Source organism: Halomonas sp. KAO, assembly GCF_015595025.1.
Lineage (GTDB): Bacteria > Pseudomonadota > Gammaproteobacteria > Pseudomonadales > Halomonadaceae > Halomonas.
Genome location: NZ_JADNRL010000026.1, coordinates 333,016 through 355,700, shown reverse-complemented (window position 1 = coordinate 355,700; position 22,685 = coordinate 333,016). Strand labels below are relative to the sequence as shown.

Genomic DNA, 22,685 nt, shown 5'->3' with positions numbered 1-22,685 from the left:
TCGCTGGCCGGCGACGCCGCCTGCTGCCTTGTGCTCATGGTGTGGCCTCCCGCTGTACCACCTCGGGCAGGTGGCCGCGCTGGACTCGGTCGAACTCCTCGAAGCGGCGTTGCCAAGCGGAGGGCTGGCTGACCTTCTCTACCTGCACCGCGGTCACCTTGTATTCGGGGCAGTTGGTAGCCCAGTCGGAGTTGTCGGTGGTGATGACGTTGGCGCCGCTGCCTGGGTGATGGAAGGTGGTATAGACCACCCCCGGCTGCATGCGCTCGCTGAGCCGGGCGCGTAGCACGGTCTGGCCGGCGCGGCTGGAGATGCCCAGCCAGTCGCTGTCCTGGATGCCGCGCAGCTCGGCATCGGAGGGGTGGATCTCGAGCAGATCCTCGTCGTGCCACACCTGGTTGTTGGTGCGCCGGGTTTGGGCGCCGACGTTATACTGGGAGAGGATTCGCCCAGTAGTCATCAGCAGCGGGAAGCGGCGGTTAGCGCGCTCCTCGGTGGCCACGTACTCGGTGATCGCGAAGCGCCCCCGACCGATTGGGAAGTCGTTTTCGTGCAAGGTCGGGGTGCCGTCGGGATGCTCAGCGTTGCAGGGCCACTGCAGGCTGCCGTGCGCCTCGAGCTTGGCGTAGCTGACGCCGGCGAAGCTCGGCGTCAGCCGGGCGATCTCATCCATGATCTCGGACGGGTGGCCGTACTCCATGGGGTAGCCCAGGGCGCGGGCCAGGTCGACGGTGACTTCCCAGTCGGCCTTGCCGGCCAGCGGCGCCATCACCTTGCGCACCCGGTTGATGCGTCGCTCGGCGTTGGTGAAGGTGCCGTCCTTCTCCAGGAAGCTCGAGCCCGGCAGCAGCACGTGGGCGTACTTGGCGGTCTCGTTGAGGAAGATGTCCTGGACGATCAGGCACTGAAGCGATTTCAGCGCCGCCTCGACGTGCTGGGTGTTGGGGTCCGACTGGGCGATGTCCTCGCCCTGCACGTAGAGCGCCTTAAAGCTGCCCTCGATGGCGGCGTCGAACATGTTGGGAATACGCAGCCCCGGCTCGTCGTCGAGCGCCACCCCCCAGGCGGCTTCAAAGCGGGCTCTGGCCTCGGCATCGGCGACGTGCTGGTAGCCCGGCAGCTCGTGGGGGAAGGAGCCCATGTCGCAGGAGCCTTGGACGTTGTTCTGGCCGCGCAGCGGGTTCACGCCTACGCCCTCGCGGCCGATGTTGCCGGTGGCCAGCGCCAAGTTGGCGATACCCATCACCATGGTCGAGCCCTGGCTGTGCTCTGTAACGCCCAGGCCGTAGTAGATGGCGCCGTTGCCGACCGTCGCATAGGTGCGGGCGGCGCGGCGTACCGCCTCGGCGGTCACGCCAGTGATCGCCTCGCTGGCCTCGGGGGAGTGGCGCTCTTCCGCGATAAAGTCGCGCCAGGCCCGGTAGGCCTGGGTGTCGCAGCGGGCCGCGATAAAGTCGTGATCCTCCAGCCCTTCGGTTACCACCACATGGGCCAAGGCATTGACCAGCGCCACGTTGGTGCCCGGGCGCAGTGGGAGGTGCTGGGCGTCTGCTAGGTGCGGGGTCTTGAGCAGATCGATGCGCCGCGGGTCGGCGACGATCAGCGACGCGCCCTGGCGTAGCCGCCTGCGCATCAGCGAGCCGAACACAGGGTGGGCGTCGGTGGGGTTGGCGCCGATGACGATGATGGCGTCGGCCTGCATCACTGAGTCGAAGGTCTGGGTGCCGGCGGATTCGCCCAAGGTGGTCTTCAGGCCGTAGCCGGTGGGCGAGTGACAGACCCGCGCGCAGGTGTCGGTGTTGTTGTTGCCGAAGGCCGCGCGGATCAGCTTCTGCACCAGGTAAGTCTCCTCGTTGGTGCAGCGCGAGGAGGTGATACCGCCGATGCTCTCGCGGCCATGCTCGGCCTGGATCGCCTGGAGCCGTTCGGCGGCGAAGGCGATCGCCTCCTCCCAGCCAACCTCGCGCCAGGGCTGGTCGATGGCCTCGCGGATCATCGGCGTGGTGATGCGGTCCGGATGAGTCGCGTAGCCGAAAGCGAAGCGGCCCTTGACGCAAGAGTGACCGTGGTTCGCGTCGCCACCCTTGTAGGGCACCATGCGCACCAGCTGGTCGCCCTTCATCTGGGCCTCGAAGGAGCAGCCTACGCCGCAGTAGGCGCAGGTGGTGATCACGCTGTGCTCGGGTTGGCCGGCATCGATGACGCTCTTTTCCATCAGTGTCGAGGTTGGGCAGGCCTGGACGCAGGCGCCGCAGGAGACGCACTCGGAGTCCATAAAGGCTTCGTCCTGGCCGGCCGCCACCTTTGAGTCGAATCCCCGTCCGTCGATGGTCAGCGCGAAGGTGCCCTGGACCTCCTCGCAGGCGCGCACGCAGCGTGAGCAGACAATGCACTTGCTGGGGTCGAAGCTGAAGTAGGGGTTGGAGTGGTCTTGCTCCGCGGCCAGGTGGTTCTCGCCCTCGAAGCCGTAGCGCACCTCGCGCAGGCCCACCGTCCCGGCCATATCCTGCAGTTCGCAGTCGCCATTGGCGGGGCAGGTCAGGCAGTCCAGCGGGTGGTCGGAGATGTAGAGCTCCATGACGTTGCGGCGCAGCCGAGCCAGGCGATCGTTCTGGGTGGTGACCCTCATGCCCTCGGCGACTGGGGTGGTGCAGGCCGCCGGGGTGCCGCGCTTGCCCTCCACTTGGACGGCGCACAGCCGACAGGAACCGAAGGCCTCGAGGCTGTCGGTGGCGCACAGCTTGGGAATGTTGATGTCGGCCAGGGCCGCGGCGCGCAGCACCGAGGTGCCCTCGGGCACGGTGATCTCGACGCCGTCGATCTCGACGCTCACTGGGGTTGCGTCGGCGTCCGGTGCCGGGGTGCCCAGATCCTTGGCGTGCTGGCTGGGGTCGAAGTGCTGAATCATGAGCGGTCTCCTTCCGGCGTGCGCTGGAAGTCGTCGGGGAAGTGTTTCAGGGCGCTCTGCACCGGGAAGGGGGTCATGCCGCCCATGGCGCAAAGCGAACCGTCCTCCATGGTCTCGCACAGCTCGTCGAGCAGTTTGAGGTTGGCATCGCGGTTCTCACCGGCACGGATGCGGTCGATGACCTCCACACCGCGGGTCGAGCCGATGCGACAGGGCGTGCACTTGCCGCAGGATTCCACTTTGCAGAATTCCATCGAGAAGCGGGCCTGCTCGGCCATGTCCACGCTGTCGTCGAACATCACCACACCACCGTGTCCGACGCCTGCGCCGACCTCGGCGAAGGTTTCATAGTCCAGCGGCAGGTCCCACTGGCTTTCGGGCAGGTAGGCGCACAGTGGGCCGCCGACCTGGACGGCGCGCAACGGCCGGCCGGTAAGGGTGCCGCCGCCGAACTCCTCCATCAGCGTGCGCAGGGTGATACCGAAGGCCAGCTCCACCAGGCCGCCGCGCTTGACATTGCCGGCCAGTTGCAGCGCCAGGGTGCCGCGAGAGCGGCCCATGCCGTGATTGGCGTAGGCCTCGGCCCCCTCGGCGAGGATGAAGGGGATGGCGGCCAGTGACAGCACATTGTTGACCACGGTGGGGCGGCCGAACAGCCCTTCAATAGCCGGCAGCGGTGGCTTGAAACGCACCAGGCCGCGCTTGCCCTCGAGGCTTTCCAGCAGTGAGGTCTCCTCGCCGCAGATGTAGGCGCCGGCACCAAGGCGCACCTCCAGATGGAAGGCCCGGCCGCTGCCCTGGAGATTGTAGCCTAGGTAGCCGGCTTCCTCGGCGCGGGCGATAGCCTCGTCGAGAACTTGCTTGGCCAGCGGGTATTCGGAGCGTAGATAGATATAGCCTTGGGTGGCTCCCACGGCGAGCCCGGCAATGGTCATCCCTTCGATCAACTGGTAGGGATCGCACTCCATCACCAAGCGATCGGCGAAGGTACCGGAATCGCCCTCGTCGGCATTGCAGACGATGTATTTCTGGTCCGCCGAGGTATCGAGCACCGTCTGCCACTTGATGCCGGTGGGAAAGGCTGCACCGCCGCGACCACGTAGGCCGGAGGCCTTTATCTCTTCGACGATGTCCTGTGGCTCGAGGGCGAGCGCTGTCTCGAGGCCGTGAAAGCCGTTGAGGGCCCGATAGTCGTCAATCGAGACCGGATCGGTGACGCCGATGCGCGAGAAGGTCAGACGCTGCTGGCGTTCCAGATAGGGGATCGCCTCGGTCAGCCCCAGGGCTAGCGGGTGGGCGTCGTGGCCCTCGAGCAGGCCAGCGTCGAGTAGCGTCGGCACGTCGTCAGGTGACACCGGACCGTAGGCGACGCGGCCGGCCGGAGTCTCGACCTCGACGAGGGGTTCGAGCCAGGCCAGGCCACGGGAACCATTACGCACCAGGGTGAAGGCTTTTCCGCGGGCGTGGGCCTCGATTTTGAGTCGGGCGGCGACCGCGTCGGCGCCCAGGGAGAGGGCGGTGGTCTCGCGGGGGACGAAGACTCGAACGCTCATGCGATCACCTCCAGGGGCCGGGTGCGCAGCTCGTCGACTAGCGCATCGAAGGCCTCGGGGGTGACCCGGCCACGCACCTCGTCGTCGACGCGAACCGAAGGGCCACAGGCGCAGTTACCCAGGCAGTAGACCGCTTCGAGAGTGATCTCCCGGTCGCGGGTGGTCTGGTGGAAATCGACGCCCAGGCGGGTCCTGGCATGGGCCTCCAGGGCGCGGGCCCCCACCGCCTGGCAGGCCTCGGCGCGACAGACTTGGACCACGTGGCTGCCGGGGGGCGTGATGCGAAAGTGATGGTAGAAGCTGAGCACCCCATGCACTTCAGCGCGGGTCTGGCCCAGAGACTCCGCAATAATCGGCACCGCCCCCTCGGGCACGAAGCCAAAGCGGTCCTGAATGGCGTGCAAGATCGGTAGCAGGGCACCGGGCTTGTGCTTCAGGGCGTCGACTTCGGCCTGAATCAGCTGCGGCGTCCAGTCGGAGGAAGCGCTCATTGGGTCACCTGATCGTTATTGATTAGTTATGCATGAAAGTGCATATATTGAGGTGGCGCGTGCGTCACGGTCGCAATAAAGCTAGCATCGGTGTCTCAATGACAAAATATGAAAGTTACTTCATATGAAACGTATCCGGATCACGCCGGCCTGGCGCTTCAGTGACGAAGCCGGCAATCAGCTCGATCCCAAGCTCTTCGCGCTGCTCGAGGCAATACATCGGCATGGCAAGTTGACCCGGGCCGCCGAGACGGCAGGAGTCTCCTATCGCCACGCCTGGAACCTGCTCCAGCGCTGGGGAGAGTTCTTTGGTGTCGTCCTGGTTGAGCTCGAACGGGGGCGGGGGGCACGGCTCTCGCCGCTGGGCGAGAAGCTACTGTGGGCCGAGCAGCGGGTGATCGCCCGTCTCGGACCCCAGCTGGACAGCCTGGGATCAGAGCTCAACCTGGCCATCCAGCAGGCCCTGGAGGGTGTGCAGCCGGTGTTGCGCCTGCATGCCAGCCACGGTTATGCGGTGGAGCTGCTCCCCGAGCATCTCGAGGATCTGCGCCTCGATCTGCAGTATTGCAGCCCACGGGAGGCGCTGACGGCGCTCAATCGCGGTGCCTGCGATCTAGCTGGCTTCCACTTGCCCCGCGGCGAAATGGGGGGGAGAGTCAGTCGTGACTATCGGAGTTTGCTCAAGCCGCGCAGCCATCGCCTGATCGGCTTTATCGCTCGCCGCCAGGGGCTAATAGTGGCACCGGGGAACCCCAAAGGGGTTCATAACATAGGAGAGCTGGCAGGAGAGGCTATACGCTTCATTAACCGCCAGAGGGCGTCAGGTACGCGTGCCTTACTCGATGGACTGTTGGCAGAAGCAGATATTCAGCCAGCACTCATCCAGGGCTATGAGCTCGAGGAATACACCCACTCGGCGGTGGCCGCCTATGTAGCTGCCGGCATGGCCGATATTGGCTTTGGAGTGGAGGCCGCGGCTCGGCGGTTCGGGCTCGACTTCGTGCCGTTGGCGCAGGAAGACTACCTGCTGGTCTGCCACCATCGTAGTCTGATGGAGCCGCGTTTCGAGCGCCTACTCGAGGTGCTCGGTAGTGACGAATTCCAGCATACAGTGGAAACACTGCCGGGCTATGCACCGAGTCGATGTGGGCGCGTCATGTCGCTGGAGGAGAGTGGGCTGTATATGTGCTGAGGAGTCTTGAAGGCTCCTCCTGTCTGTCAACCAACTGAATATAAAACGTATTTCGCTCGCTAATGGGAGGATTTGCACTAGTCATTGGTGCAACGGAAGGTGTCTGGCCATAGTCATTCGTACCAGCAGTAACCCGTACAACATGGCAAGCGAGGGGCGTCCCGATACCGGCATCAGAGGCCGGAAACGCCTGGCTGGTATGACGATTCCGTTGACACAAGAGGAGATAACAACATGCAACTGCCGTCACTGATCGAGATTCCCAACGGCGAGAAAGTGGTACCGACGTTCTCCGATAACGAGATGAAGGGGCGCCTCGCTCGCCTGCGCGACTACATGACGAAGAACGAGGTCGATGCTGTCGTGCTGACCTCCTATCACAACATCAACTACTTCAGTGACTTCGTCTACTGCAAGTTCGGCCGCGACTACGGCCTGGTGGTGACCCAGGACAGCTTCACCACCGTGACCGCCAACATCGACGGCGGTCAGCCCTATCGCCGCAATCGTCTGGGCGACAACATCGTCTACACCGACTGGCAGAAGGACAACTTCTTCAAGGCCGTCAAACAGCTCTGCGAAGGCAAGCGTCGCGTCGGCGTCGAGTACGACCATATGACGCTGCAGAACAAGCAGAAGCTCCTCGATGCGCTGGGTGATGTCGAACTGGTCGACGCCGGCGTGCCCACCATGCAGATGCGCATGGTCAAGTCCGACGAGGAGATCGCGCTGATTCGCCAGGGCGCTCGCATCGCCGACGTGGGCGGCGTTGCCGTGCGCGATGCCATCTATGCCGGCGTGCCGGAGTACGAGGTGTCGTTGGCCGGTCAGGCCGCCATGGTGCGCGAGATCGCCAAGACCTACCCCAACAGCGAGCTGATGGATACCTGGGTGTGGTTCCAGTCCGGTATCAACACCGACGGTGCCCACAACCCGGTGACCAGTCGCCGCGTGCAGCCCGGTGATATCCTCAGCCTGAACACCTTCCCGATGATCTCCGGCTACTACACTGCCCTGGAGCGCACCATGTTCCTCGGCCATGCCTCCGACGAGCACCTGCGTCTGTGGGAGGTGAACTGCGAGGTGCACCGCCGCGGTCAGGAGCTGATCAAGCCTGGCGTGCGTTGCTGTGACATCGCCCATGAGCTCAACGAGATCTTCGCCAAGCACGACCTGCTCAAGTACCGCACCTTCGGTTACGGCCACTCCTTCGGCACCCTGAGCCACTACTACGGCCGCGAGGCGGGTCTGGAGCTGCGCGAGGACATCGAGACAGTGATCGAGCCCAACATGGTGGTCTCCATGGAGCCGATGATCACCGTACCGGAGGGCCTGCCGGGTGCCGGCGGCTATCGCGAGCACGATATCCTGGTGGTCAACGAGCACGGGGCCGATAATATCACCGGCTTCCCGTATGGCCCGGAGCACAATATCATCAAGTAATGTTTTAACGACAAAGGGGGAGCTCTGCTCCCCCTTCTTGACGATAGCGTGCGGGGAGAAACGAGATGAGCAGTGTCAAGATAGAGAACCTTGACTGGGTAACCTACAAGTCGCTGACGGAAAATGGTCAGTGCAGAATCATCCTCCCGGTGGGGGCCATCGAACAACATGGGCCTCATATGTCGCTTAATCCCGATGTGTTGATTCCCAGCCATATTGGCGAGAAGGTGGCGGAAAGAAGCAACAACATGCTGGTAGCGCCCGCCATCAGCTATGGATACAAGTCACAGGTAAAATCCGGGGGAGGCAACTTCTTTCCCGGCACAACCTGCGTATCGGGCGCTTCGCTTGAGAACTATGTATTCGATGTGCTGCAGGCCTATGTCAACCATGGCAATCGCGAATTCATCCTGATCAATGGTCACTTCGAGAACTCCATGCACCTCTGTGAGGCCGCCGACAGGCTGGTCAACAAGTGCAAGGGAGAAGGTATTTCGATCAAGATCTATCTGCTCTCCTACTGGGACTTCATCAGCGAGGAGACCATCGAGAAGGTATTCCCCGACGGCTTCACAGGCTGGGCCGTTGAGCATGGCGGTGTGCTGGAGACGTCCATCATGCTCAAGCTTCACCCTGAACTCGTCGACATGTCGAAGGCCGTCGACGTGGAGCCGGCCACCTTCCCTCCCTATGATGTCTTTCCCCCCGACCCTTCCTGGGTAGCACCGTCCGGGACCCTGTCTTCTCCGCTCAATTCGACGCCGGAGAAGGGAGAAATGATCCTCGAGGAGTGTATATCGGGAATCGTATCGCACTTGAACTGATTCACTGTCATGGGCTCCGAACTACCCTCGGGGCCCTGAGATGTCAGGGATGATGCCAAGTACAATAATAGCGAGGTATCAAGATGTCAGATAAAGAACCGGTCACGATCCCACGATTCACGGGACGAGACCTTCCCCCCTTCGGGCGACTGGTCATCCAGTTTGCGCCTCCCATCGCCATCATTGCGCTGATCCTGATGGTGCTTGGAAACCCCGATGGTGTTGCCTCAGTCATCTTCGACATGAGGACCTATGTCACGGGTGGCTTCACCTGGCTGTTTATCCTCTATTCTCTCTTTGCCGTCGCGGTATGCGGCTGGCTGGTGTTCAGCAAGGTCGGAAGCCGGGTCAGGCTGGGCGGCCCCAAGGCGAAGGCCGAGTACAGCAACTTCGCCTGGTACTCGATGCTGTTCGCCTGCGGCCAGGGGATCGGCCTGATCTTCTGGTCGGTGGCCGAGCCCATCATGCTGCGTGACTCCAGCCCGGTCTTCGAGGCAATGGAAGGTAATGTGGCGGGCGGTGGTATCGTCTGGGCCTATTTCCACTGGGGCTTCACCGCCTGGGCCATGTACTGCGTCGTGGCGGTATGTCTCGCTTATTCGCACCACAACCTGGGCAAGACCCTGACCTTCCGCGAGGCGACGGTGGATCTGCTGCCGCGTTGGGCGCGTGGCGGTGCCGGCGTGGTCGTCGAGCTGCTGGCGATCATGGCAACCATCCTGGGGCTCTCTACCTCTTTTGCCTTCGCGGCGATGCAGTTCACCGCGGGTCTCACGTCATTTACCGGTGTGACTTCGGGGCCCACCATCTGGCTGTTTGTCATCGTGGGCCTGGGTACCGCCGCGGCGATCTCGGCCTTCTTCGGCATCAGCAAGGGGATGCGCCTGATCAGTGAGACGAACTCGATCCTGAGTGTGGTGCTGGTGGTGGCCGCCTTCATCTTCGGGCCGACGCTGTTCATCATCTCCAATATCACCCAGACCTTCGGCTCCTACTTCACGAACTTCGTTCCCATGAGTTTCTGGACCGATGCTCCGAGTACGGCCGAGCCGCTGACCTCCTGGCAGCAGAGCTGGAATGGCTGGTGGACCGTCTTCATCTGGTGCTGGGTGATCGCCTTCTCCCCCTTCGTGGCCGGCTTTATCGCCAGGATCTCGCGGGGTCGCACGCTGCGTGAATTCGTTATCGGTGTCACCATCATTCCCTCCTTTATCGTCATGCTCTGGATCGGTGTTCTCGGTTCCGCAGCGATCTATTACGACGACAAGAGTGGTCGTGGCATCTCCGATGCGGTGAATGCGGATGTCGCCAGCGGGCTGTTTGCGATGCTGGAGTCCATACCGGTGATCGGCAGCTTGCTGCTGGTGGTGGCAACGGTACTGGTGGCGACCTACTACGTCACATCGCTGGATGCCGGCACCTACGCCCTGGCGGACTTCGTTTCCGCACCGAAGCGTGCAGGCGCCTGGTTCCGCGTGGTCCTGGTGCTCAGCATCGGCGCGGTGGCGACGATACTGCTCACCCTGGGGGGCAGTGGGGTGGTCGATACGGTCCAGACCGGGACCATCATCGGCGCCTTCCCCTTCTCCATCGTGATCATCCTGATGATCGTGAACACCATACGGCGCCTGCGCAGTCGCGACAGGGCGACCAGGGAGCTGGAGATGGTGGTTAACGACCCCGATCCCAATGTGGAACTCAAGGTCAGCGAGGAGGGGGATGTCCGAACGGTATCCGCCGGCGAAATGAAGCCTGGGGCGACGAGCTCCTGATACCCGACTACCCATCACACCTCTCAATAAGTTCGCTTGGCGATAGGTGATGGGTAGCCTTTGGCAGAAGGTAGGTGGCCCGATAGGCGATCGTTATCGCTGTCGGGCCATCTGCTTTCTTGCTTTCTGGGGTTTTTTGGCGGGCTAGATATTGGCGATTCCCGTCCTCAGGAAATCGAGCACATGACGGGAGGCGATATTCAACTCGCGCTCCTTGTAGTAAAGGCCGATGCAGACGCGCTCCAGATCGGGCAGTGAATCCGTGTTGACGGCATGCTTGAGGTGGTCGGGAATGACGGAGCTGGCCATCGCGGTGATGCCAAGCCCCTCCTCCACGGCTGAGAAGATGCCCAGCAGGCTGGTGCTGGTGTACATGAAGCGATAGGGGTGTGCCTGGCTCTGCAACGCCTCCTCCATGATCGAGCGATAGACACACCCCTGGGGATAGGCAATCAGCGGGAGCGGGCTATCGGCACCGCTGACGAGATGGTCCTCCCTGAACACCCACTCGAGTTTTTCCAGGCGGTAGTCGCGAGAATCCCTGTCTTCATTCTCCTTCTCGCGCTCCATGGCCATGGCGATATCGTAGTGTCCCTTCTGATAGCGCTGGAGGATGACCTTGCTGATTTCGCAGTCGACCTCGACGATGATATTGGGATAGACCCGCGACAGCTTTCGTAGCGCCTTGGGCAGGAAGGCCAGTTCGAAATCGTTGGGAATCCCCAGGCGTACCTTGCCCGAGATATTCTCGCCTCTTACCCTGGCGATGACCTGGTCATTGATCTCCAGTATCTGCCTCGCTGCCTTGTAGAGATACTCCCCATCTTCGGTGAGCTCCAGGCTGGAACCTCTGAGAAAAATCTTGGTGCCAAGGATTTCCTCCAATTTCTTGATTTGAAGGCTGATCGCGGGTTGTGATCGACCCAGTAGCTCGCCAGCGCTGGTAAAGCCACCGAGATCCTTGATGGTGACGAAGGTCCTCAACAGGTCGGTGGGTATATTAGTCATTATTGGCCCATTTCGATGTCTGATGTGTGTATTGAGTATACAAATTGGCGCCTTTCATGCGTGGAAAATACCTTGAAGGTGACAAAACGAAAACACCACAACGCTGCTGCCACACCAACAACAAGAGGTATAGGCATATGGATTCCTGGGTGTTGACCACCTTCCTGATACTGACACTCTACATGCTGGTCCATGCCGGAGCCGCTTACTTGCGGAGAGAGCTGAAAAGAAAGTCCACCAATGGATCGGCGAGGCAGTAATCATGGATTCCTACAAGCTGTTCAACTGGGGGCTTCTGTTCCTCACCTTCGGCCTGATGATCTACCTGGGCTTCCTCTCCTCCAGGATGATGAAGAAGGGCGATGAAGGAGGCTTTCTCGTTGCTGGACGTTCGCTGGGGGCCTTCGTCGGCGCCAGTACCATCGTTGCCACCGGCTTCAGCGGCTGGGGGTTCATGGGCTCACCGGGTGTTACCTACCAGTTTGGCGCCATCGAGGTGCTGGGGAATTTCTTCTTCGCCCCGGCGATGATGATCGCCGTGCTCTATTTTGCGAGCTTCCTGCAGCGCAAGGCCATCGACATGGGCAGCAACACCATTCCCGAGTATATCGCCCAGATTCATGGTGGCGGCACCATGGGTCGACTCGTGCAGGGGGTCGCGGCGCTTATCACCATCCTGCTGCTGCTGGTGTTCCTGACCAGCCAGATCAAGGCCGTTGGCCTGCTGGGAGCCAGCTGGCTGGGCATCGAGCTGACCCAGAGTGCCCTGCTGATGGTCGGCGTCATCATTCTCTACACCATGCTGGGTGGCCTCGCCGCGGTGGCCTGGACCGATACCGTGATGGTCTGCGGCATGTCGGTCGCCGCCGTGATCATCATGGTACAGATCTTCACCTCGATTGACCTGGGCACCTGGGAGGCGTCGCTCAATGCGATCGACCCGGAGCTTCTGAATCCTAGCACCGGGGCCCATTATGGCAACAGCCCTGCGACGGTGTTCCTGGTGCTGCCCTATGCCTTCCTGTTTGCCGCGGTCCTCCCGTTCATGGCGATACGCTTCCTGGCCTTCAAGCCGGAGGTCAAGCTGCACAAGGCGGGCGTGTATGTGGCGATCATCGGGGCCCTGCTGAGCCTGGTGCCAATCGTGGGTCTCTATATGAGGGCGCAGATGCCGGAACTGGCCGACCCTGACAATGCCATGCCGGCCTATCTCGAACACTTCATGCACCCGGCGCTTCAGGGCTTTATCACCCTGTTTATCCTGTTCGCCATGAAGTCCACCGCGAACTCGTTGCTGCATACCGTGGCCTCGGCGACATCCCATGACTTGCGGCTTGCCCTGTTCAAGGGCCTTGTCCATAGCCAGCGGCTGGTGCTGTGGGTCAATCGCCTGGCCGTCGTGGCTCTGGGTGTCGTCGCCCTGCTGATGATGCTCTACGCGCCGCCCTTCATGCTCTCCTGGCTGGGGATCCTCGGTACCGGCACCCTGCTGGCCAGCATGATCGGACCGGTATTCATCTCCACCTTCTGGCAGGGCTCTGCCTGGGGCGCCCTGGTCGCCATGCTGGCTGGCTTCGGTACCAGCGGCTACATGATGCTGTTCGCCGATGTGGGCTGGTTGATCGGGCCGCTGACGGGCTGCGTGGTCTCCTCGATCTGCTACGTGGGTGTGTCGCTGGTTACTAAGCGAGACGTCTTCCAGAAAGCATGGTTATAGTAATATCTGCTAAAGCACCCCAAGATGAGGTGACGAGGCTTCGTTAAGCAGACGTAAAGCGCCGAGGATAAATGCCTTCGGCGCTTTTTTGTGCGTCAGGCATGGCGCGCAGCTGGCCGATGCCAACAGGGGTGATTGACCCGTACTGACCCATCAGTGTGGCGCAACGATGTCGGCATAGGGTGGGGAAGACCCTATCCCATTGCTACCGAAGCCTTCTCTGGCGTAGGGCTTTCCCTTGGGTTTGTCCACTCTAGCTTGACCAAAACAAATTGTTGAGGCCCAATCAAGAGGAGGCAGTGGGCAAAGGTGTCTTGTGGGGGCGGTGGTCTGGCTACCAGGTGGCGGGTGCCATGCATGGGTTCCTGCCTCAGATTGAAAATATTGAAAAGCGAAGAGCTTTAGCAGCGCAATAAATTACTAGTGCCCCAGCTATAGCGCTACATACTGCCTTGATGAAATTTTAATCACTTCGGGGATACAGCTTTCCTGAGCATGATTTGAATAAATATAATTGATGCAACTGACCTCCCATTACCCTTGTTAGTTTAGGGTTGGGTAGGCTGAAAGTAGGAGGTACCCATGAAAGAGGCTCCTGAGGTGGCGAGTAGCGCTGCTAATCCGCAGACTCTAGGCTTTTTGCTAATGGAAAACTTTACGCTGATTTCATTGGCATCGGCGATTGGTCCACTACGCATGGCCAACCAACTGACGGGACGTAAGCTCTACCGCTGGTATACCTTGAGCCTGGATGGTGCCCCGGTTCACGCCAGCGATGGCCTTCAGATTACGCCAGACCTGGCTACCTCGACAGCCTCTACGCTGGATACGGTGATTGTCTGCGGTGGTGTAGCGCATCAGCGTAGCGTCAAGCCTGAGCATATCACTTGGCTTCAGTCTCAGGCGAGACGGTCACGGCGTTTGGGTGCGATCTGTACCGGTAGCTGGGCGTTGGCTCAGGCGGGCTTGTTGGACGGTTACGAGGTCAGTACTCACTGGGAGTGCCTAACCGCTATGCAGGAGGCCTTTTCGAAAGTGTTGCTGACTCACCGTCTGTTCTCCATCGACCGCGATCGTGTTACTTCTTCGGGGGGAACTGCCCCATTGGACATGATGTTGACGCTGATCGGTCGCGATCATGGCCGTGAACTGTCGGCGGCTATCTCTGAGATGTTTATTTATGAGCGGATGCGCGGCGAACAGGATCAGCAACGCATACCGTTGAAGCATGTGCTGGGAACCACGCAGCCCAAGCTGTTGGAGGCCGTCGCCTTGATGGAGGCTAATCTTGAGGAGCCCATCAGCCTCGATGAGCTGGCCAGTTACGTTCAGGTGTCTCGTCGCCAACTGGAACGGCTGTTTCAGAATAACCTGAACTGTACACCGTCACGCTACTACCTGAAGTTACGCTTGACTCGGGCTCGGCAGCTGCTCAAGCAAACCTCAATGTCGATTATTGAAGTTGCCATGGTGTGTGGTTTCGTATCTACGCCGCACTTTTCCAAGTGCTATCGTGAGCACTTCGGTATACCGCCCAAGAATGAGCGTCTGTGGCATGCGCTGGATAGGGGGCCGGTGAAAACGGCGAAGGAGGTCTCTAGGGCGCTAAAGAGTTCCACTTTCGTACCGTTGGTGGAGGAGCCAGCCTCTGCCGCCACGAATGCCTTGAGTGAGGCTCAGGGTGAGCCCACATATGGCAGCGTACGGCTAGACTCGTGAGTGAAAAGCAAGAACGAAAACGGGTTCTTCGTCGTTGGGAATAAAGTCAGGCACCGGTGCTGGACCGCCATGGCGCCTACATGGCGATAGGAGGCAGGGCATGGGCGACACCGGTTTCTTACCCTCGCCTGGCCTCAAGCTCAGTGGGCTGGTCACCATCGAATTTCCTCACCGCGCTGGACCTCATGATGAGGTCCAGCGCGGTAGTCTCTGCCCCTACCCGAAGTACTGCAGGGCCTGCCCGGCCCATATCTTTTTCCGTCAAAGTCCTGGCGGCACCTTTATGACTTCTAGTACCACTGTGACCTGAAACTCGAGCACCCTTCGGCAGGCTTCGAGCATTAAATTTAATTTTGCTAAATTACTTAGGTGATCAAAATAAAGCTGCGCAGAGTACAGAAATCTCCGACACCGCGATCGGCTCGGTGGCATACCATGAGACGGTGCTTCTCCCACTTTTCCGATCGATGTCGTGATCTGAACATCAGGGGGCGTTACTGAGCTGCTTGAGTACCGAGTATTTTAGAACACTGAAAAGGCTGTGAATCACGATAAAAATAGGATGTGCTGCTCATGACTTATATCCCCCACCCATCTCGTGCCGCTGCGGCGTTACCCTTGCTGGTCTTCAGCCTCGGAGCCTTCAGTCTGCCGGCCCATTCGGCCACACGCATGGATTTCTCCAACGAATACAATGCCAATTCGATCCATGCGCAGGGGGACGCCTGGTTCATCGAGCGTGTCCAGGAGCTGACCGATGGCGAGGTGGACATTACCCTGCATACGGGTGGTGCCCTCGGCTTTCGCTCATCGGACCACTTCTACGGCGTAGCCGATAACGCGGTGCAGATTGCCGATAGCCTCTCCGGAGCGCTGGCCGGTATCGACCCCATCTTCCTGCTGTCGTCTCTGCCCTTCGTGGTGGAGGATGTCGATTCCGCCCATCGCCTTTACGAGATCGCCCGCCCCGAGTACGACAAGGTCTTCGAGGACAACGATCAGATCCTGCTCTATGCCTCGCCATGGCCGGCCAGCGGCATCTGGTCCGAAGATCCGGTCACCAGCATGGAAGCCCTGGAAAACCTCAAGATCCGCAGTTATGACCGCAACGGCACCGAGACGCTGATGAACGCCGGGGCCTCACCCGTCCGCCTTTCCTGGGCTGATGTGGTGCCTCAGCTGGCCACCGGAGGCATCGAGGCGGTGCTCACCTCCGCCGAGGCCGGTGCCAATGCCAGCTTCTGGGAGCACCTGAGCGACTTCAATGCCATCCAGTACGCCATCCCGCTCAACATGGTGCATATGAACCGGGATGCCTTCAGCGATCTGAGTGAGGCGGAGCAGCAGGCAGTGCTCCAGGCCGCCAGGGAAACCGACGCCCGCAATTGGGACATCGTGAAGCAGCGACTGGAGGAGAACTACGCCGAGCTCGGTGACCATCAGGTCGAGATTCATGATCCCGTCCCGGCTGACTTCCAGGCTGGCCTCGAGCAGGCAGCCCAGCCGGTGGTCGAGAGCTGGGTCGATGACACCGGCGAGCGTGGGCGCCGCATCCTGAAAGAATTTCGCCAAGAGAGTGACCAGTGATGGCATCTCGATCCCCGGAAGGCGCCGTGCCCCACGGCGCCCTGGCGCGAGCGGTGGCGGCGCTGGGCCGGTTTTCGGGTGGGCTGGCGACTCTGGGCGCCGGCCTGGCCATGCTGCTGGTGGTCTACATGCTGGGGCATATCCTGCTCGAGATCGGGTTGCGGCTGGTGGGCCGCTCCACCTTCATTCTCGACGAATACATCGGCTACAGCGTCGCGGCAATGACCTTTCTCGGCCTGCCCTATGCCCTCGAGCAGGGCGGGTTGATTCGCGTCGCGCTCGTGCTGGAACGCTTGCCCCGCGCCTGGCGCTGGCCGCTCGAGCTGATTGTCAGTCTGACGGCATTGCTGTCCTTCGGCTGGCTGGCCAGATACTGGACCCTGGCCGTCCAGCGCAGTCATGACCGTGGCATCGTCAGCGAGACGCTGGCTCAGACGCCTCTGTGGATTCCCCAAGGCGCGGTGCTCGTCGGTCTCTATCTGCTCTGCCTGGTACTCGTCGTTCGCTCGCTGCGTATCCTGGTGCAGCGCCACGCCTTCATCTCGGGGGAACGCTGAATGGAGATGCTGCTTGTCGGAGCCGGCGTTATTGGCCTGCTGTTCGGCATACTCGCCCTCGGCAGCTGGGTCTTTGCCGGGCTGGTCATCGTGGCCATGCTGTCGCTATGGGGGTTCGGTGATTTCGATCCCTCGAGAATCGGTCTGATCCTGTCGAAAATCCTGTTCCGGGCCGCCAATAGCTGGGAGCTGTCGGCCATACCGTTGTTCATCCTCATGGGGGAACTGATCTTCCGCTCCGACATTTCCGAGCGGCTGTTTCGTGGCTTGACCCCGCTGACCCGGTATCTGCCCGGGGGCATCCTGCACACCAACGTGCTGGGATGCACGCTGTTCGCTGCCGTCAGTGGCTCCAGTGCGGCGACCACGGCCACCATCGGCAAGATCACCACCCGAGAGCTGGCGGAGCGTCGCTATGACCGCAGTCTGTCGATCGGCTCGTTAGCCGGAGCGGGGAGTTTGGGGCTTTTGATTCCCCCCTCGATCGTGATGATCGTCTATGGCGTGCAGGCCGAGGTCTCCATCAGTCAGCTATTCATGGCCGGCGTCCTGCCGGGATTGCTGATCGCGGCCCTGTACATCGGCTATGTGGCAGTGCGTAGCCTGATTGATCCCGACCTCGCGCCCCGCGCCGAGGATGCCGGCCAGGGGGCTTGGCGTGCGCTCCAGGATTTGGCCCCCGTGCTCGGGTTGATCGTGATCGTGATCGGCGCGATCTACAGCGGCATCGCCACTCCGTCGGAGGCGGCGGCCGTGGGCTGCGCAGCTACCCTGGGGCTGCTGCTCTGGGAGCGACAGCTGACCCTTGGCCTGTTTCTCGAGGCGCTGCGCGGTGCGCTGGTCAGTGCGGTCATGGTGTGCAGCCTCCTTGTGGCCGCGGCGCTGCTCTCCACCGCCATGGGGTACCTGCATCTGCCCAGCGAGCTGGCCGGCTGGATTGCTGAGCAAGCCTTCTCTCCGTTGGCCCTGTTGCTGGCCCTGGCGTTGTTCTATGTGCTGCTTGGCCTGTTTCTGGATGGCATCTCGATCACCGTGATGAGCTTGCCTATCACCCTGCCGATCATCATTCAGGCGGGCTATGACCCCCTGTGGTTCGGCGTTTTCCTGGTGATCATGGTCGAGCTGGGGCAGATCACACCTCCCGTCGGCTTCAACCTCTTCGTGCTGCAGGGTCTGACCGGTGAGAGCATCGGCCGCGTGGCTCTGGCAGCGGCCCCCTTCTTCATGCTGATGTGCATCGCTGCCTTGATCATCAGTCTCTGGCCGATGATCGTCCTGTGGTTGCCCGCGGTGCTGAGCGGCTAACCGCTCACTGTTTTGCCGTTCACCGGTGGTTGTTAAGAAATCTGTCGGTGTGGTGTGCCCTGAAGACTGAGCACCAGGCTAGGGCTTGTAAGCGCCCTGGACTCTCGAGGACCAGCACTTGGGTACCGCCGTTTCGCCTCACCGCGCTTGACCTCTAAGTCGAGGTCCGGCGCGGTAGCCTCTATCCCTCCCCAGAGTGCCGCAGGGCCTGCCCGGTCCACGTCTTTTTTCCGACAAAGTCCTGGCGGCACCTTGGTTGCTTCCCGCACCGCTGGTACCTGCGTGCTCGCGCGCCCTGCACCAAGTGCCCAGAGCATGGCATTAAACGCTGCGAGGTGCCGGGCTTCTCCTGGCAGCGATTTCATTCTACAGTCGAGTAGGCGCCGGTGATCTTGGTTGTACTTGAGCATGGCAAGGGCGCCATCCAGGCCTTCCTGGCAGCACATGGCGGCGATCCGGAGAACACGTGGTCGAGGTGGCCTGCGATATGGCCCAGGCCGTTCTGAGCGGCGTGGCCGCAACTCTCCCGGCGCCGAGATGACTTGTCATGAGGTATCTGATTGGCAGCCTTGTAGGGTGCAGGGTCGATCAGGCCAAATCCACGTGAAGCGATGAAGAGCTGAAAAGAAAAATGTGATGAGACGCTCTTGGCGTGTCGCCTTCTCGACATACATGACGTTTTTGGAATTTCTGCGGTCGCTTCCAGGCGACGAGGCGTCAAGACGGAGGGCTATGCTGGTGGCAGGTTTACATAACAATGATGGAGCCACCCATGACCCCAGCCGACCTGCACGACGATGCCATTGTTATCGATGGTCTGATCATCGCCAAGTGGAACCGCGAACTGTTCGAAGACATGCGCAAAGGCGGCCTGACCGCGGCCAACTGTACCGTCTCTGTCTGGGAGGGGTTCCAGGCCACGGTTAACAACATTGTCGCCAACCAGAAGCTGATTCGCGACAACTCCGACCTGGTGATCCCGGTGCGCACTACCGAGGATATTCATGCGGCCAAGACTCAGGGCAAGACAGGCATCATCTTCGGTTTCCAGAATGCCCATGCCTTCGAGGATCAGATTGGCTACGTCGAGGTATTCAAGCAACTTGGCGTGGGCATTGTACAGATGTGTTACAACACCCAGAACCTGGTCGGTACAGGCTGCTACGAGCGTGACGGCGGCTTGTCCGATTTCGGCCGCGAGATCGTTACCGAGATGAATCGTGTTGGCATCATGTGCGATCTATCCCATGTCGGCAGCAAAACCAGCGAGGAGGTTATCCTCGAGTCCTCGAAGCCGGTGTGCTATTCGCACTGTTTACCGTCCGGCTTGAAAGAGCACCCCCGCAACAAGTCCGATGAAGAGCTGAAGTTCATCGCCGATCACGGCGGCTTCGTCGGTGTGACCATGTTCACTCCCTTCCTTGCCAAAGGCGTCGACTCGACTATCGAGGACTATGCCGAAGCTATCGAGTACGTCATGAATATCGTCGGTGAGGATGCCGTCGGTATCGGCACCGACTTCACTCAGGGTCACGGCCAGGAGTTCTTCGAGTGGCTGACCCACGACAAGGGCTACGCTCGTCGGCTGACTCGCTTCGGTGAAATCATCAACCCGCTAGGCATCCGCACCGTCGGAGAATTTCCCAATCTCACCGAGACCCTGTTGGGGCGCGGCATGCCCGAGCCTGTGGTGCGAAAGGTGATGGGCGAGAACTGGACTCGCGTACTCAAGGACGTTTGGGGCGAGTAACTCACCTCGTTGTCGGTACGGCGCACCGGACCTGAACCAATGCTATGCAAGACACAGCGGTCACCCTCCGCCTGGCGGGGGAGCGCGGTGCGCTGCCCATCGGGTTGGTCCGATGGCCGGTCAAGGAAAACAATTGAATCCTGGAGTTTAAGCACATGGCGACACATGCCCCCGAGATGCCCATAGAGGTTGATAGCGAAACCGGCGTCTGGACGACCGATGCCCTGCCAATGCTCTATGTGCCACGACATTTTTTTGTCAATAACCATATTGGCATCGAGGAGGTGTTGGGTGCCGAGGCCTACGCCGAGATTCTCTACAAGGCTGGCTACAAGTCGGCCTGGCATTGGTGCGAGAAAGAGGCCGAGTGCCACGGCCTGTCCGGCGTGGAGGTGTTCGAGCACTACATGAAGAGGCTGTCACAGCGTGGTTGGGGCCTGTTCGAGACCCTGTCGATCGACCTCGGCAAAGGCACGTGCGAAGTGCGTCTGGATCACTCCGCTTTCGTCTACGTCTACGGCCAGTGCGAGCGCAAGGTCGACTATATGTTCACCGGCTGGTTTGCCGGGGCCATGGACCAGATCCTGCAGGCCCAGGGCAGCAACATCCGCACCCGTGCCGAACAGGTCTACGGCGCATCACAGGAAGGCCATGACCACGGCCTTTTCATCGTCAAGCCGCTCTAAGTCGAGGAATCCATCATGGCTTTCGAAGCAATGTTCCAGCCGATTCAGCTCGGCAAATTGACCATCCGTAACCGTGTGCTCTCTACCGCCCACGCCGAGGTCATCGCCACCGACGGTGGCATGACCACCGAGCGCTACGTCAAGTATTACGAAGAGAAGGCCAAGGGCGGCATTGGCCTTGCCATCTGCGGCGGCTCCTCGGTGGTCTCCATCGATAGCCCGCACGAGTGGTGGAGCTCGGTGAACCTCTCCACCGACCGCATCATCCCACACTTCCAGAACCTGGCGGATGCGATGCACAAGCATGGCGCCAAGATCATGATCCAGATCACCCACATGGGGCGACGCACGAGCTGGCATGGCAACGATTGGCCGACGCTACTGTCGCCATCCGGTATCCGTGAGCCGATACACCGGGCGTGCTGCAAGACCATCGAGCCGGAGGAGATCTGGCGCATCATCGGTGACTTCGCCAAGGCGGCGGGCCGGGCCAAGGCAGGCGGATTGGACGGCGTCGAGCTGTCCGCCGTGCATCAGCACATGATCGACCAGTTCTGGAGCCCACGGGTCAACAAGCGTACCGATGAGTGGGGCGGTACCTTCGAGGGTCGCATGAAGTTCGGCATGGAAGTACTCAAGGCCGTGCGCGCCGAGGTCGGCGACGACTTCTGTGTGGGTATGCGGCTGTCCGGCGACGAGTTCCATCCCGATGGCCTGTCCCACGAGGACATGAAACAGATCGCCAAGTATTACGACGACACGGGCATGCTCGACTTCATTGGTGTGGTAGGTTCGGGCGCCGATACCCACAATACCCTGGCCAATGCCATTCCCAACATGAGCTTCCCGCCGGAGCCCTTCCTGCACCTGGCTGCAGGGATCAAGGAGGTGGTCCAGGTCCCGGTGTTGCACGCGCAGAATATCAAGGACCCGAACCAGGCCTCGCGTATTCTCGAAGGTGGTTACGTCGACATGGTCGGCATGACCCGTGGGCTCATCGCCGACCCGCACCTGATCGCCAAGATCAAGATGGACCAGGTCGACCAGATCAAGCAGTGCGTCGGCGCCAATTACTGCATCGATCGCCAGTACCAGGGGGTGGACGTACTGTGCATCCAGAATGCCGCGACTACCCGCGAATACATGGGCTTGCCGCACATCATCGAGAAGACCTCCGGCGTCAAGCGCAAGGTGGTGGTGGTCGGCGGTGGTCCCGCCGGCATGGAGGCGGCACGTGTGGCGGCCGAGCGTGGCCACGACGTTACCCTGTTTGAGAAGAGCGATGCCCTGGGGGGGCAGATCACCATCGCCGCCAAGGCGCCGCAGCGTGACCAGATCGCGGGCATTACTCGCTGGTATCAGCTCGAGCTGGCGCGCCTCGGGGTCGATCAGCGCCTGGCAATCCATGCCGATGAAGCAACGCTCAAGGACCTACGGCCGGATATCGTGGTGCTGGCCACCGGTGGTCGCCCCTTCCTCGATCAGCACATGGAGTGGGGTTACGCCGAGAATCCTGACGAGAGCCTGGTGGTCAGTACCTGGGACGTGCTCAGCGGCAGTGTCGAGCCGGGCAAGAACGTGCTGATTTTCGACTCCATCTGCGAGTTTTCCGGCGTGTCCGCGGCAGACTACCTGGCCGACAAGGGTGCCAAGGTCGAGATCGTCACCGACGATATCAAGCCCGGCTGCGCTGTGGGGGGCACTACCTTCCCGACCTACTACCGCAGCCTTTACGAGAAGCAGGTGATCATGACCTCCGACCTGATGCTGCGCCAGGTCTACCGTGAGGGTGACTCACTGGTGGCGGTACTCGAAAACGAGTACAGCGGAAACCAGGAGGAGCGGGTGGTCGATCAGATAGTAGTAGAGAACGGCATACGGCCGGACGAAACCCTCTATTACGCGCTCAAGGAGCAGTCACGCAACAAGGGGCAGGTGGACCTGGAGGCACTCTACGCGATCCAGCCACAGCCCTGCCTGGCGGAGGAGGGGGAGGGCTTCTTGCTGTTCCGCCTGGGTGACTGTACCGCACCGCGTAACACCCATGCGGCGATTTACGATGCACTGCGCCTTTGCAAGGACTTCTAGGCAAACGTCCATGGCGCTCGCTCATGACGCTTTCAGCGGTCCGGCACATGACCACCGGGCCGCTTAACGACTCCAAGTTTGCGAG

The 22,685-nt window shown here is 61.0% G+C and carries 16 protein-coding genes; 12 read left to right on the top strand and 4 right to left on the bottom strand.

Annotated elements, in window-relative coordinates; genetic code table 11:
* Positions 1-34 precede the first annotated feature (34 nt).
* From fdhF to IOC61_RS15380, 3 genes are read right to left on the bottom strand one after another with little or no spacing between them, the layout of a single operon-like run.
* Positions 35-2,908 carry a formate dehydrogenase subunit alpha gene (gene fdhF / locus IOC61_RS15390; protein ID WP_195689606.1) on the bottom strand — a complete coding sequence of 958 codons (2,874 nt, stop codon included), beginning with the start codon at positions 2,906-2,908 and terminating at the stop codon, positions 35-37.
* Positions 2,905-4,461: a formate dehydrogenase beta subunit gene (locus tag IOC61_RS15385; RefSeq protein ID WP_195689605.1), complete on the bottom strand. Its 1,557-nt coding sequence runs from the start codon at positions 4,459-4,461 to the stop codon at positions 2,905-2,907. Before IOC61_RS15385 ends, fdhF begins: the two co-directional genes overlap by 4 nt.
* A complete protein-coding gene (locus tag IOC61_RS15380) occupies positions 4,458-4,952 on the bottom strand; it encodes a formate dehydrogenase subunit gamma (RefSeq protein ID WP_195689604.1) in 495 nt (164 codons plus the stop codon). The genes IOC61_RS15385 and IOC61_RS15380 overlap by 4 nt, the downstream gene beginning before the upstream one ends.
* Positions 4,953-5,076: 124 nt before the next feature.
* Here IOC61_RS15380 and IOC61_RS15375 point away from each other — a divergent pair, with 124 nt between their 5' ends.
* The 4 genes from IOC61_RS15375 to IOC61_RS15360 all read left to right on the top strand — a co-directional run bounded on the left by IOC61_RS15375 (position 5,077) and on the right by IOC61_RS15360 (position 10,183).
* Positions 5,077-6,144: a substrate-binding domain-containing protein gene (locus IOC61_RS15375; RefSeq protein WP_195689603.1), complete on the top strand. Its 1,068-nt coding sequence runs from the start codon at positions 5,077-5,079 to the stop codon at positions 6,142-6,144.
* A gap of 234 nt (positions 6,145-6,378) precedes the next feature.
* Positions 6,379-7,587, top strand: coding sequence for a M24 family metallopeptidase (locus IOC61_RS15370; protein ID WP_195689602.1), 1,209 nt, complete (start codon positions 6,379-6,381; stop codon positions 7,585-7,587).
* A 65-nt stretch (positions 7,588-7,652) separates the two neighbouring features.
* The gene (locus IOC61_RS15365) at positions 7,653-8,411 is read left to right on the top strand and encodes a creatininase (RefSeq protein WP_195689601.1); all 759 of its coding nucleotides are present in this window, start codon (positions 7,653-7,655) and stop codon (positions 8,409-8,411) included.
* A gap of 83 nt (positions 8,412-8,494) precedes the next feature.
* Positions 8,495-10,183, top strand: a complete 1,689-nt coding sequence (locus tag IOC61_RS15360) for a BCCT family transporter (RefSeq protein ID WP_195689600.1) — start codon at positions 8,495-8,497, stop codon at positions 10,181-10,183.
* 144 nt (positions 10,184-10,327) lie between these two features.
* Here the strand turns inward: IOC61_RS15360 and IOC61_RS15355 are convergent, their stop codons facing one another.
* Positions 10,328-11,191: a LysR family transcriptional regulator gene (locus IOC61_RS15355; protein ID WP_195689599.1), complete on the bottom strand. Its 864-nt coding sequence runs from the start codon at positions 11,189-11,191 to the stop codon at positions 10,328-10,330.
* A 262-nt stretch (positions 11,192-11,453) separates the two neighbouring features.
* Here IOC61_RS15355 and IOC61_RS15350 point away from each other — a divergent pair, with 262 nt between their 5' ends.
* The 8 genes from IOC61_RS15350 (at position 11,454) to dgcA (ending at position 22,600) form a co-directional block, all read left to right on the top strand.
* Positions 11,454-12,908, top strand: coding sequence for a sodium:solute symporter family protein (locus tag IOC61_RS15350; protein WP_195689598.1), 1,455 nt, complete (start codon positions 11,454-11,456; stop codon positions 12,906-12,908).
* A gap of 582 nt (positions 12,909-13,490) precedes the next feature.
* On the top strand, positions 13,491-14,627 hold the full coding sequence (locus IOC61_RS15345; protein ID WP_195689597.1) for a GlxA family transcriptional regulator: 1,137 nt from the start codon (positions 13,491-13,493) through the stop codon (positions 14,625-14,627).
* Between the two features lie 573 nt (positions 14,628-15,200).
* Entirely contained in the window at positions 15,201-16,214 is a 1,014-nt protein-coding gene (locus tag IOC61_RS15340; RefSeq protein WP_195689596.1) for a TRAP transporter substrate-binding protein, read from the top strand.
* On the top strand, positions 16,214-16,771 hold the full coding sequence (locus tag IOC61_RS15335; protein ID WP_195689595.1) for a TRAP transporter small permease: 558 nt from the start codon (positions 16,214-16,216) through the stop codon (positions 16,769-16,771). Before IOC61_RS15340 ends, IOC61_RS15335 begins: the two co-directional genes overlap by 1 nt.
* Entirely contained in the window at positions 16,772-18,076 is a 1,305-nt protein-coding gene (locus IOC61_RS15330; RefSeq protein ID WP_195689594.1) for a TRAP transporter large permease, read from the top strand.
* A 772-nt stretch (positions 18,077-18,848) separates the two neighbouring features.
* Complete coding sequence (locus tag IOC61_RS15325; RefSeq protein ID WP_195689593.1) at positions 18,849-19,826, top strand: dipeptidase; 978 nt, start codon at positions 18,849-18,851, stop codon at positions 19,824-19,826.
* Positions 19,827-19,981: 155 nt separating this feature from the next.
* A complete protein-coding gene (locus IOC61_RS15320; RefSeq protein ID WP_195689592.1) occupies positions 19,982-20,512 on the top strand; it encodes a 4-vinyl reductase in 531 nt (176 codons plus the stop codon).
* A gap of 15 nt (positions 20,513-20,527) precedes the next feature.
* Positions 20,528-22,600 carry a dimethylglycine demethylation protein DgcA gene (gene dgcA, locus IOC61_RS15315; protein ID WP_195689591.1) on the top strand — a complete coding sequence of 691 codons (2,073 nt, stop codon included), beginning with the start codon at positions 20,528-20,530 and terminating at the stop codon, positions 22,598-22,600.
* Positions 22,601-22,685: the final 85 nt, after the last annotated feature.